Source organism: Streptomyces sp. NPDC048275, from assembly GCF_040652275.1.
Lineage (GTDB): Bacteria > Actinomycetota > Actinomycetes > Streptomycetales > Streptomycetaceae > Streptomyces.
Genome location: NZ_JBEZLR010000168.1, coordinates 1 through 11,725, shown reverse-complemented (window position 1 = coordinate 11,725; position 11,725 = coordinate 1). Strand labels below are relative to the sequence as shown.

The 11,725-nt window shown below is 72.9% G+C and carries 10 protein-coding genes; 2 read left to right on the top strand and 8 right to left on the bottom strand.

Annotated elements, in window-relative coordinates:
• The 6 genes from AB0D57_RS45845 to sigJ all read right to left on the bottom strand — a co-directional run.
• Window positions 1-398, bottom strand: a 398-nt coding sequence (locus AB0D57_RS45845) for a carboxyl transferase domain-containing protein (protein WP_362088456.1), incomplete at its 3' end; no start/stop codon positions are given.
• 37 nt (window positions 399-435) lie between these two features.
• Window positions 436-639 carry an acyl-CoA carboxylase epsilon subunit gene (locus AB0D57_RS45840; protein ID WP_362088455.1) on the bottom strand — a complete coding sequence of 68 codons (204 nt, stop codon included), beginning with the start codon at window positions 637-639 and terminating at the stop codon, window positions 436-438.
• Between the two features lie 103 nt (window positions 640-742).
• Window positions 743-2,776 (bottom strand): condensation domain-containing protein, encoded by a 2,034-nt coding sequence (locus AB0D57_RS45835; protein ID WP_362088454.1) that lies wholly within the window; start codon window positions 2,774-2,776, stop codon window positions 743-745.
• A gap of 129 nt (window positions 2,777-2,905) precedes the next feature.
• Window positions 2,906-3,772: a 4'-phosphopantetheinyl transferase superfamily protein gene (locus tag AB0D57_RS45830; RefSeq protein WP_362088457.1), complete on the bottom strand. Its 867-nt coding sequence runs from the start codon at window positions 3,770-3,772 to the stop codon at window positions 2,906-2,908.
• Window positions 3,773-3,777: 5 nt separating this feature from the next.
• Complete coding sequence (locus AB0D57_RS45825) at window positions 3,778-5,130, bottom strand: hypothetical protein (RefSeq protein WP_362088453.1); 1,353 nt, start codon at window positions 5,128-5,130, stop codon at window positions 3,778-3,780.
• Window positions 5,131-5,517: 387 nt separating this feature from the next.
• Window positions 5,518-6,456 carry an RNA polymerase sigma factor SigJ gene (gene sigJ / locus AB0D57_RS45820; RefSeq protein ID WP_362088452.1) on the bottom strand — a complete coding sequence of 313 codons (939 nt, stop codon included), beginning with the start codon at window positions 6,454-6,456 and terminating at the stop codon, window positions 5,518-5,520.
• A 150-nt stretch (window positions 6,457-6,606) separates the two neighbouring features.
• Between sigJ and AB0D57_RS45815 the strand changes: the two genes are divergently transcribed.
• Entirely contained in the window at window positions 6,607-7,707 is a 1,101-nt protein-coding gene (locus AB0D57_RS45815; RefSeq protein ID WP_362088451.1) for a nuclear transport factor 2 family protein, read from the top strand.
• A gap of 61 nt (window positions 7,708-7,768) precedes the next feature.
• Here AB0D57_RS45815 and AB0D57_RS45810 read toward each other — a convergent pair whose 3' ends face one another.
• Together AB0D57_RS45810 and AB0D57_RS45805 are read right to left on the bottom strand one after the other, a co-directional pair.
• Window positions 7,769-8,419, bottom strand: coding sequence for a ScbR family autoregulator-binding transcription factor (locus AB0D57_RS45810; RefSeq protein WP_362088450.1), 651 nt, complete (start codon window positions 8,417-8,419; stop codon window positions 7,769-7,771).
• Between the two features lie 437 nt (window positions 8,420-8,856).
• Window positions 8,857-9,543, bottom strand: a complete 687-nt coding sequence (locus tag AB0D57_RS45805; protein ID WP_362088448.1) for a ScbR family autoregulator-binding transcription factor — start codon at window positions 9,541-9,543, stop codon at window positions 8,857-8,859.
• Between the two features lie 543 nt (window positions 9,544-10,086).
• On the opposite strand from AB0D57_RS45805, the gene AB0D57_RS45800 reads away from it, so the two are divergent.
• On the top strand, window positions 10,087-11,103 hold the full coding sequence (locus tag AB0D57_RS45800) for a ScbA/BarX family gamma-butyrolactone biosynthesis protein (RefSeq protein ID WP_362088446.1): 1,017 nt from the start codon (window positions 10,087-10,089) through the stop codon (window positions 11,101-11,103).
• Window positions 11,104-11,725: the final 622 nt, after the last annotated feature.

Genomic DNA, 11,725 nt, shown 5'->3' with positions numbered 1-11,725 from the left:
GCGATGGCCATGTCCATGATCTTGTGGATCTTCGTGGCGTGCGCCTCTCCGAGGGCACCGCCGAAGATCCGGAAGTCGTGCGCGTAGACGAAGACGGTGCGGCCCTCCACCGTGCCCCAGCCGGTGATCACACCGTCCGTGTAGGGCTTCTTGGCCTCCAGGCCGAACCCGGTCGCCCGGTGCCGCCGCAACTGCTCGACCTCCCGGAACGAGCCCGCGTCCAGCAGCAGTCCGATCCGCTCCCGCGCCGTCAGCTTGCCCTTGGCGCGCTGCGCGGCCGTCGCCTTCTCGCTCGGGCCGGCCAGCGCCTGCGCACGGATCCCGTGCAGTTCGGCCACGCGCCCGCGTATGTCCCCCGCCTCCTGGTCGGCCGGATGGGGGGCAGTCACCATTCCCATTGTCAGTCCCTCCTGGGACGGGGAGTCCCCTTCCCCATCACTGCCAGCTACTGGGTGCCTGATACGTCCGTATGCCCTTCCAACGCCAGCCGTCGGCGCCCGGCCCCGACGCCCCGGCCCCCTGCTCCCGCTCGCGCGCAAGCAGGGCGAGCAGCACGACGGTGAGTGCCGCCACCTCCTCGTCGCCGGCCTGTCCGCGTTCGATGCGCACGGCCTGCTGCGTGGTGTCCGAATCGCCCATGGCAGCCTCCTTTCGGCTTACCGGTCACCGTCGGCCACCCGGTTCGAGAAACGCTCTCGCCCCGCTCGAGCCGACCGCCCCCGCCCGGGCGGTGCCTCGTTCCCTACGCGCTCCTGGCGAGTGCCGCCCTCAGCCCCAGGGACAGAGCGGACGCGCTCTCGGCGGCGCCGCCGGTACCCGTCATGACCACGGCGGCGCCCTTGCCGAGCGCCGCCGTCCTTGCAATCCGGTACGCGGCCGGCGCGCTGGATCCGCATCCGCACAGCAGCAGCCGGCCTCCCTGCCGCGCCGCCTCGTGGAGCCCGGGCGGCAGCGCGCGCGGTGTTCCGTGACAGTGCAGCACCATGATCTTCTCCGGGCCGTCGTAGTGGCGCACGAACAGGTCGTACGTTCCGGGAACCAGCCCGGCGTCCGCGACGAGGCAGATGACGTCCGCACCGGGTTCCCCCTCCCGCACCGTGGTCAGGGCGGGCTGCCGCGGGGGCGGACGGCGCGGCGCCGCCCGGGGCACGTCCGCCCCCTCCAGGACCCGCAGCACCTGCCCGACCGTGGTGTGCGGATCGGGGAAGTCCGGGAGGGCGGCCAGCAGCCGCACGCACTGCGAGAGCGCCTGGGAGGCATCGGTGTCCCGCAGGACGGACCGGTCGTACAGCGCGGTGAAGCCGAGGCCGCCGTCGGCGTCGTGCCGTGCGACCAGCGTGACCGAGAGGCGGGGGTCGCCGCCCACGAGGTGCGGCACGTCGACCCGGATGCCCTGTGCCTCGAGCTCGCCCCGCACGGCCCCGGGCAGTTCGGGCCGGCCCTCGAAGACGAGGGCCGTCTCACTGGGCCCCCCGCCCTCACCGCGCCCGCTCCACTGCCCGATCAGCTCGTCCGAGACCCAGGGGTAGACGGTCATGTCGAGTACAGCGCCCTGTACATGCCGCACCAGTGCTCCCACCGGCCCCTGCGGATCGACGGTGACGCTCAGCGGCAGCGAACTGCCCAGCAGCCCGGGAGCGTCCGCGGCCCCCGGCAGTGCGATGTCCCGGCCGGACAGATACACCCCGAAGCTCACCTCGGCGGGCCCCTGGACCCCCATCGCCCGGTAGAGCAGAAGGGCCCACACCACGTGCAGCGCGCTGCTCTCGCCCGCGCCCCGGCCGGCCGCCCAGGACCGCAACCGCAGGCTCTGCGCCGGGCTCAGCCTGCGCCGTACCCGGGCAGAACCGCTCTGCCCCGTGGGGCCTGCCGCCCGCCCCAAACTGACCGCCGTACCGCTCGACGGCGCGGCCCGGGTCCAGAACATCCGGGCGGCCTCGGTGTTCTGACGGGCCAGCCACCGGGCGTGGTCGCGCACATCCGGACGCCGTTCCCCGCCGGGCAGCAGGCCTCCCGCCAGATACGCCCGGTAGAACCCCCGCAGAAGGACGTGCACCGCCCGTTCGTCGAGCAGGGCACGGTGGTAGGTCAGCAGCACCCGGGTCACCCGCGTCGTGCCCGTCCCGGCGGCCGGGGCGCCGTCGAGCAGCGTCAGGCGCATCAGCGGGGCCCGGTACAGCTCGAAACCCCGCGCGCGCTCCCGCTCCACCAGATCGGGCCAGGGCACGGACACGTGGGAATGCCGTACGACCTCGACAGCGGCCCGGTCGTGCAGGACCAGGCGCGGACCGGCGATCCAGTCGAAGGAGGCGCGCAGCACCGACTCGCGGTCGGCCACGGACTGCCAGGCCGCGGTGAAGCGCGGCGTGTCCAGGGGACCGGTCCAGTGCCAGGAGAGCTGCTCGACGCCTCGGCCCCCGTCCTGCTGCGCCTCGGCGGCCTCCCGGACCAGACCGCGTTGCGCGCCCCTGAGCAAAACCGTTTCGGCACCGGGGGGCACGACCAGCAGGTCGGCGATCAGTTCCGCCGGCAGGGGCGCCGCGGGGTCCGGGGCGCCGGACGGCACGAGCGTCAGGACGTGGTGGCCGTCGGCGCCGGCGTCGAGGGTGACGGAGACAAAACGGTGGCGTTCGGCGATCCTCAGGGCGACACCCTCGGCCTGAGCGTCCGTCAAGGGACCGCGCAGTTCGAAGACGCATGAGGATTCCAGCGCCGCACCGCCTGGCCGATGGACCACGCAGAGGACGGTTCCCGGCACCACGTGATGGCTGCTCATCCGCTGTCCCGGGCGCCTTGGTCCGCCGCGGCGGCGAGGACCGGGCTCCCTGCCCCCCTTCACACGATCATGTCGGTGTTTTCTGAACGCGCCATCCGGCAGGCGTACCCGGCATCCCTGCGCCCGGTCTCATCCGCTGCCGGACGTCTTTGCCCCCGAGCGTAGAGTCGTCGCAGGTGAAGGCCCTGTTTCCTCGAGCGGGCGTGAAGCGGCACACGAGCGGGAAGCGATCGTTCCCCGGGGGCGGTGCGCCTGGCTCACCACATACCGGCCATGAACGAGATGCGTACAGAAGTCCCATTCGCGGGCGTCCGTGGCCTCGGCGAGGACCATGCGCCCGGCGCCGTCCTGGCGGAAACCGACCCGGGAGAACTGACGCCGCAGTCCGTAGCCGAGCGCCTTGGTGTACGCCTCCTTGAGCGTCCACAACCGCAGCAGACCCGCCGAGCGCTCCGGTTCGGGCAGCTGCGCCAGCCGCAGGGCTTCGGCGGGCGTGCACACATGCTCGAGCAGCAGGCCGGTGGAGATCTCCCGGCGGGCGTTCTCCACGTCCACCCCGATCGGGCCGGTGCGGCTCACGCCCACCACGAGCAGATCGTCGGTGTGGGCCAGGCTGAGCGCGAGCCGTCCGCCCCACCCCCGCACACCGGGCTGCCCGCCCGGCCGGTAGGTGAGGTCGATCGCTTCGGCGGGGACCTCCAGCGCCGCCGCCGCCGTGTACTTCATGGCGTAACGCGACATGGCGAAGCTCAGCCGCCGTGCCGGGTCCGGGGTCTGCCTGAAGCGTGCGAAGTCCCGGCCGAGCAGGGTCCGCAGCCGCGGGTCGAGCAGCGCGGCCGCCAGCCATACCCCCCAGGTCGTGTGGACGACGGCCCGCCCGGTGCGGCCGACCCGGTCGTGCATCTGCTCCCACGGCCCGTCGGGTCCCGCGACGTACAGCGGCGGGTGCACCGCGCAGACGGCGTCCTGCGGGCCGGCGGGCCCGGCCGCCTGCATGCCGGTCACCACGGTGTCCTGGTGGAGTGGAGGTCGTAGGCGATGCCCTGCCGACGGCGTGCGTCCATCTCGGCCGCGACATCCGCGTGCGGGTCGTGCACCGCCACGGCGGGCACCACCCCCAGCCGCTGGGTGATGCGGGACAGCGCCAGCAGCGCCCAGGACGGACGGGCGAGGAAACGGCCGCCGCCCCCAGCCGCGCCGTCCCGGATCCCGAGCACCGCGCAGGCCAGCAGGAGCAGCGCGTGACGGTCCGCCAGGGCCCGTGCGGCCGCCGGGTCCTCGGCGAACGCGGCGGCCCGGCTCGGAGTGCTGAGCAGCCGCTGTTCGGTCAGCAGCCGGCGCGCCGTACGGGCCAGGCCGCCGGCCGAACCGGCGCCGGCGTGCTCGCCCGCCCGGGCTGCCGTGGCGGCGAGCACGCCCCGCAGCGCCGCTTCGCAGCCGGCCGGGCCAAACCGGCCGGGGTCACCGGCATCACCGGGGCCATCGGCGTCCGGGGGGTCCTCCAGCCGGAAGAGGGCCCGGGCGGCGGCCTCGGTGCCGGGCCCGAAACCGTCGGCCAGAAACGGCAGTTCGCGTATCAGGCCGGCCTGACAGACGGCCGCGGCGTCCGTCCTGCCCAGGACGTAGGGGACATCGTCCTGCACCTTCGCGCACAGGCGTACTTCGGTGTCGCCGGCCCCGTACCCGCACTCCGCCAGGGCCAGTCGGGCCTCGTCGAGCACGTCGCCGATCACGGCCGGCACGGCATGACCCGCAGCGGCACGAAGCGCACGGCCGCTGTCCGGGGGCAGGCGCAGCGATCGCAGCGCCACCGTCGTCAGACTCTCGCACGCCAGCAGGTCGGCGAAGGCGGCGGCGAGCGGGGGGCGCCACCGCCCCAAGGCCGGCTCGTGCGCCTCACGCTCGGCGACGGCGTGCACGGCGGCCCGCAGAGCGGTACCCGCGGCCGCGGTCAGCGAGGCGGGGACGAGAAGTGGGGCAAGTTCGAACGCCGGGACCGGCCCCGGCGCCCCGCCGCCGGCCGCGGCGAGCAGGGCTGTGGCGGTGCACGCGTGACCGAGGGCGGCATCACGCCCGAGCAGCGGGCGCAGGGCCCGCACGAGAAGGTCGGCTGCCACGAAGTGCCCGCCCTGCTCGGCGGGGACGAATTCGGCGCCGACGGCGCCCAGCAGTTCCCCGGCCCGTTCCCGGATGCCCTGCTCACCGGCGCCGGCCAGGGCGTGGAAACCGTAACGGTTCGACGCGTCCCGCGGGTCGGCCAGCAGTTCTTCCAGGCGCAGCACGCGCGGGGCGACACCGCAGGGCCTGCGCGCCGCGGCGCCGCCGGGCGCGGGGGCGGCCGGTGCGGCCGTCACCGCGGCCGGGCGGTCGTAGGGCCGTAGACCACGCCTGCGGGGGCGGCCACGGCAACGGCGTGCTCGGCCGAGTGCACTCGCTGCGACGACATGCAGGCCCCCCTCTTCGACCGGCTCAAGGGTGCGCTGCCCGGCTCGAGTGCGGCTGGAGCCGGGCGGGTGCGGTCCGGTCCCTGCGGGCCTCGCCCCCGCGTCACGGGGGCCTGCGCGAAACCCTGCGGGCCGGCACGCAGGGCAAAACGCTGCAGCTCGGCCGGCCGCCGGCCGGTCCGCGACTTCAGCGCCTCGCGCAGCAGTTGTGCGGCCTTCCCCCAGGGCGTGTGGGAGATGTGGGCTCGGCGCGGGTGCTGGTCGCGATCCGATCGCTGCGGTGTTTCGGATCGCTCCTCAGCTGATCCGCCAGGGACGGAGCTTCTCGGGGTTTCGCACCGCCCAGATATGCCTGATCCGGTCGCCCGCGATCTCGAATGCGAACACGGTCGCGATGGTGCCGTCCTGCTGCGCCACCAAGCCGGGCAGGCCGTTGACCGTGCACTCCAGGAATGTCGTGCGGCCGCCCCACAGACGGGCGATCTCGGCGTAGGCGCGTGCGATCTGCTCACCGCCCACGATCGGGTGCAGGTGGGTGGCGGCCAGCCCGCCGCCGTCGGCGGTCGCGGTGGCGTCGGGGTCGAGCAGGCTGACCAGGGCATCGATGTCCTTGGCCTCCCACGCGGTTCTGAACCGCCTGACGATGCCGGCCTGCTCTGCAGCCGGGCTCGCCGGGGTCCGCGCGGTGCGGATGCGGCGGCGGGCCGACGAGGCCAGTTGGCGGCAGGCCGCCGGAGTGCGGCCGACGATCTCGGCGACCTCGCCGAAGGGGTAGCGGAAGACGTCGTGCAGGACGAACGCGACGCGCTCGGCCGGGGTCATCGCATCGAGGACGACCAGGAAGGCCATCGTCACCGACTCGTCGAGGGTGACCCGGTCGGCCGGGTCGGTCCCGCCGGCGCCGACGCGCCCGGTGATCCACTCCGTGAGCTCGGGCAGCGGTTCCGGGATCCACTCGCCCACGTACGTCTCCCGCCTGGCCCGCGCCGAGCCGAGCAGGTTCAGGCAGATGCGGCTGGCGACCGTCATCAGCCAGGCGCCGGGCGACTCGATGGCCTGCTGCTCCCGTGCGGACATGGCGTACCAGCGGGCGTAGGTCTCCTGCACGACGTCCTCGGCGTCGGCCAGGGACCCGAGGAGCCGATAGCCGAGGTTGATCAGCCGGCGCCGCTCGCTCATGATCGCGCTCAGGCCCGGATCGCTCTGATCGTCGCCGGGCTCGGCTCTGGTGGTCATGGTCCGGCTGTCTCCCTCGCTCGCTTCGGTGCCTCTACCCGGGACGACAGGACAGCGCACCGGAATGTGAGGCCGACGCGCCGCCTCACATTCCGAAGGGCTGCGTTGTCGTAGCGGTGAGGACGACAACAAAACGGAGAGGTGACTTTGATGAACGACTTCCAGGCCATCGCGGACCGCGTCGAGATCGAGGCACTGCGCGGCGAGTTCACCGACGCGGCGATGATGCGCGACCGGCCCCGCCTGGCGTCGCTGTTCACAGCGGACGGTGCCCTGCGCATGCCGAACATCCCCGCCGAGCTGGTCGGCCGCGAGGAGATCCGTGCGGGGGGCGAGCGGCTGCAGAGCCAGTGGGACTTCTTCGTGCAGACCACGCACCCCGGCACGATCCTGCTCGACGGCGACACCGCGACCGGCCGCGCCTACATCCAGGAACTCGCGCGCACTCTCGACGGACGCCAGGGTCTGAACTACGCCGTCTACCACGACCGCTACCAGCGCACCGGGCAGGGCTGGAAGTTCGCCGAGCGGGTGTACGAGGTCAGGTACCTCGACACCTCCCCGCTGGCGGGCGCGGCGCCCCACGCGGCGCAGGACTCCGGGACCAGCCCGGCAGACGCCACGGCCGCCCCGGCTGCGGCCGCGTCCTTCGCCTGCCCGGCATCGGCCGAACGGCTGGAGCGGGCAGCCGCCGCGCTGCGGGCGGGCGGCTTCGCCGCCGAGATCCTCGACGACGCCGCGGCCGCGCGCGCCCGCGTCAAGGACCTCGTCCCCGAGGGCGCGAGCGTGCTCACCGGAGCCAGCGAGACCCTCCGGCTGTCCGGCATCGACGAGGACATCAACGCCGGCGGCCGCTACGACGCCATCAGGCCGCGCGTCCTGGCCATCGACCGTGCCACCGGCGCCGACGAGATCCGACAGCTGGTCGCCGGCCCCGAATTCGTCGTCAACAGCGTCGCCGCGGTCACCGAGACCGGCTCGCTCGTTCTTGCCTCGGGCAGCGGCAGCCAACTCCCCGCCAACGCGGGCGGCGCCGCCCACGCGGTCTGGATCGTCGGCGCGCAGAAGGTGGTGCCCGACCTGAGCACAGCGCTGCGCCGCGTCGAGGAGCACGCCCTTCCGCTGGAGAACGCCCGCGCCCAGGCGGTCTACGGGATGCCCAGCGCCGTCAACCGCCTGCTCATCCTCAACGCGGAACCCCGCCCGGGGCGCGGCACCGTGCTGCTTCTGCGAGAGGCCATCGGATACTGACCCGGTCCTGTGCCGCTTGAGGCGGTATGGCCGCCCCGCCCATCACCGGGACCGGGACCGGTCAGACTGTTCCGGTGGGCGTCGCCACGTCGTCCGCTTCGGGCGCGCATGCCGACAGCGCCGCCGTCAGGTGGGGCGGGGCGGCCAGCCGCGGCAGGGCGAATATCCAAAACTGCGCCAGGCGCTCGCACGACAGCCAGTCCCGGTCCCAGCTGCCGAGCGCCTCCATGCCGACGGTGGCGGCCACGATGACCGTTGCCGCACCGTCGGGCGAGATGTCGTCCGACAGCTCCCCCGCAGCCTGGGCCCGCACGACGAGATCGCGGACCCACACGCTCCACCACCGCAGCAGCCCCGCCCCGTTCTTGCGGGACGGATCACCGCTCAGCGTGAACCCCGCCCGGACCACGGGGTCGGAGGCGACAGCGTGCAACAGACGGTCCGTGGTGTGCACGAGCGACTGCAGCGAGGTGCCGGCCGCGGACAGGCAGCGCTCGGCCAGCTTTTCCACACAGTCCGCAGCCGCGCACTCCACCTCCCTGGCCAGGGCGTCCTTGCTGGCGAAGTGGAAGTACAGGGCCCCGGCGCTCACGCCGGCCCGTTCGCTGATCGCAGGCAAGGAGGCCATGGCGTACCCCTCGTCGGCGAAAACCTCGGCTGCCGCACGGATGAGGGACGCGCGTGTGCGCGCCGCCCGTACCTGCTTGACCATCACGCCTCTCCTCCCGGGCCCACACCGAGCCGCCCCCGCGACGGGCACGCCCTTCGCGGACAGCACCGCACTCGCCGATCGAGCGCCCAACCCCTCCCACTAAACAGCATAAGAGGTTTGTTTCGACCCCGGGAGGCCGTGGACCGATGGTGTCGTCGAGTGCCGTTCAAGGCGGTCTCCGCTTCGCCCCGGCGTCCCTCACGCATCCGGTGCCGTCCGCCGTAGGCGAGTTGACGTGCACACACTGCCGGATTCGATACGTTCGGCACTCCTCTTCGAGGCGGGCGCAGGTGAGAGTCAAAAACCGTCTGGAAGGTTTGCCTTCCGCCCGCGTCCGCGGCGGCGCCCGGAGCCGGGCCGGCATCCCGCCCCGGCAAAGCCCCCCTTCCCGGCGCCCGTTGCGCCTCGAGGCGCCGTTCGCCCGGTGCGGAAGCCACTCACCCCGCAGCGGCGGCCGGGGCTTCCTCCAGCGCGGCCGCCTCCTGGGCCAGTCGCGCGCTCTCGGCGCCGACCTCCTGCGCGCGTTCGGTGCTGATGACCAGGCTCCTCAGCACGGCGGGAACCGCCACGGCGGGCAGGAGGTGGGCGAAGAGCGCGACGATCCGCTCCTCCAGATCGCTGCGCTGGGCCAGGGCGTGGGAGTAGAACTGCACGCCGGTCCAGGCGGCCGAAAAGGTCCGCGCGCTCTCGGCGGGATCGATATGCGGAAGCAGCTCACCCCGCTCCTTGGCCTCGGCCAGGATCTTCTCCGTGGCACCGATCCACTCGGCGATCACCCGGCTGCCCAGGTGCGCACTCATCTCCCCGTACAGGGAGAGCCTCGCGGCCGCGCTGACCACCGGATCACGGCGCATGCGGTACGCGGTGAGCAGCCCCAGATCCACGAGCTCCTGCAGCTTGCACACCCTCGGGGCCAGATGGAGGAGGGAGAACTGCTCGGTGAGCAGGCCCTCGGCCAGCGACTGCTTGGACGGGAAGTGGAAGTAGAGCGCCCCCTTGGTGACACCCGCCCGCGCGAGGATCTCCCCGATCGTGGCAGCCTCGTACCCGCGCTCGTCGAAGACCGCAGCCGCGGCCTCCAAGATGGTGCGCCGGGTCCGGATCGCACGCTCCTGTTGTGCCACGAGCCCTCCTGCTGTCGTTCCTGGACGAAAAACGCCCGGTGTGCACCGCATTCTGCCGCCCCCTCCAGAAACCAAACCAGGTAGTCCGTATTTTCACAACCTGGTCGGCGGCTCGAGTCGCCTCCCCCGGCCGAAACGGCATCGTCCGCGACAGCGGCCAAAGACCCCGAACGGCCCGGCATCTACAGCACGCGGCACGCACGGCACCCAGCAAACCGGACGCGAGGATTCGGCCGGTTCACCACCATGCCGCTCCCGCCGCACCCCCTCCCGGCGGGGGCATCGCCCGCGCGGACCTCCTGGACGTCTCCTCGGCCCGCGGAGCGTGCCGGGCACCGCCGCGGCGGCGGAACATCTCCCGCCGCTTTGCGGCTGGGCTCACTCCGCCTTCCGGGAGGACTGATCTTTCGCGGTGCAGCCTCGCTTGACTATCGAACGACCGCTCCTGTGAACATGCCTTGCGAGCCTTGAAAAGAAAACCGGTAGGTTCGTATCTTATGGAGCCGACCGTCCTTACCTCCCCGGCAACGAGCGGAGACCTTCATGACCCTCCTGACATTCCAGCAGGAAGAGCCCTCCATACCGGACCCGGGCGGGGACATCGCCCGGGCCGCCACCAGCCTCCTGCCCAAGCTGACCACCACGGTGCCGCGCGAGTACGTCCACCGCTCGTCCCACGCCGAGGTGTTCCTCACCGGGTGCGAGAAGGACACCGGCACCCGTTACCGGCTGGAAGGCCAGTGGCCGCGCGCTCACACGTTCTTCACGAGCCGCGACGGCGCGAGCCACGACCCCCTGCAGGCTGCCGAAACCATTCGCCAGGTGGGGCTCTTCCTGGCTCACGCGGAGCTCGGCGTGCCGCTCGGTCACCAGTTCCTGATGTGGGACATGCACCTGACGACTCATCCGGAGCACATGGCCATCGGTCCCGGGCCCAGCGACCTCACGCTCACCGCCACCGTCACCGACATGACGCGACGGGGCACGCGCCTGGCGGAGTTCACGCTGGAGATCGGCATCGTTCGTGCGGGGAGCCTGTGTGCCGTCGGCGGGGGACGGTTCACCTGCCTGTCACCTGCGACGTACCGCCGCCTGCGCAAAGAGGCGGACGGAGCCCAGCAACACAGGCGCGTGCGGCGTCCGTCCGGGATGCTGCCGCCCGTCGTGGGCAAGATCCTGCCCTTCGACGTGGTGCTCTCCCCCACCGGCCGGCCCACCTGCTGGCTGCTCGACCCGGACCCGCGCCACCCCGTCCTGTTCGACCACAGCGGGGACCACTTCCCCGGAATGGTCCTGCTCGAAGCGGCCCGGCAGGCCGCCTGCGGCCTGCTCCACCCGTCGTCGTTGACGGTGTCCTCGCTCTGCGTCGACTTCCAGCGCTACGTGGAGTTCGACGCCCCCTGCTGGATCGAGGCGTCCCTGCCCCCCATCCAGAGCGCCGGCTCGCCGAGCGTGCTGGTCACGGGGCGCCAGGGCGAGCACGTCGTCTTCACCTCGCTGCTCTCCGGGGCGGTGCGCCTGCCCGAGACCGAGGAAACCGCCGTGCACAGCACGCGCTGAGTCGCGCGGACAGCGTTTCCCCCGCAAACGCACCGGCCCCGTACGAGCCCTGTGTCCCGCTGCCCGCCTGCCGGGAGAATCCCGCGCTCGGCCCGGTGTCGCTCCGGCGCCGCCCCTGGCCCGCTTTTACCGACGCCCCTGCAATCCGGCGCTCCCCGGCGCGAAGCCGATGCCGGTGTCACCAGAGGGTCTGTCCCGCGAGTTGCTGGAGCAGCTCTGCATCCGGTGTGCTGCGCCGTCTTCGCGCGGGCTGTTCGCAGGGCATCGGCAGCCGGCCTCGGCGCCGGCGGGCGGAGTGGGACAGCAGGTACCGCAAAGGCAGCCCGCCGAATCCCATCCCGCCTCCCTGGGCTCTTGCGGCACGCGCGCGGACGGCGACTCGGCGGCCATCCGCACCGGTGCGGTCCGGATTCCCGCCCCCCTTGGCGGGACACGATCGCCGGCAGGCCGGCCGTGTCCTCTTCCGTATCGCAGGCGCCCGTCCCCGCGTCGCTGCGGCCTGGGCTGCGGCTCGTCGAGGCCATGTCCTAGGGCCTGTCCGGCGGATCAGGTCGCAGACGCGGGGTCTGGTGCGCCCATCTGCGGCGTTGTCGTCGGTTGCCGACTCCCCCAAGTTCTCGGC

Bases quoted from the DNA above. Each gene is read 5' to 3' on its own strand.
- AB0D57_RS45840 (WP_362088455.1), bottom strand. From the start codon at position 639: ATGGGCGATTCGGACACCACGCAGCAGGCCGTGCGCATCGAACGCGGA.
- AB0D57_RS45835 (WP_362088454.1), bottom strand. From the start codon at position 2,776: ATGAGCAGCCATCACGTGGTGCCGGGAACCGTCCTCTGCGTGGTCCAT.
- AB0D57_RS45830 (WP_362088457.1), bottom strand. From the start codon at position 3,772: ATGCAGGCGGCCGGGCCCGCCGGCCCGCAGGACGCCGTCTGCGCGGTG.
- sigJ (WP_362088452.1), bottom strand. From the start codon at position 6,456: ATGACCACCAGAGCCGAGCCCGGCGACGATCAGAGCGATCCGGGCCTG.
- AB0D57_RS45815 (WP_362088451.1), top strand. From the start codon at position 6,607: ATGAACGACTTCCAGGCCATCGCGGACCGCGTCGAGATCGAGGCACTG.
- AB0D57_RS45810 (WP_362088450.1), bottom strand. From the start codon at position 8,419: ATGGTCAAGCAGGTACGGGCGGCGCGCACACGCGCGTCCCTCATCCGT.
- AB0D57_RS45800 (WP_362088446.1), top strand. From the start codon at position 10,087: ATGACCCTCCTGACATTCCAGCAGGAAGAGCCCTCCATACCGGACCCG.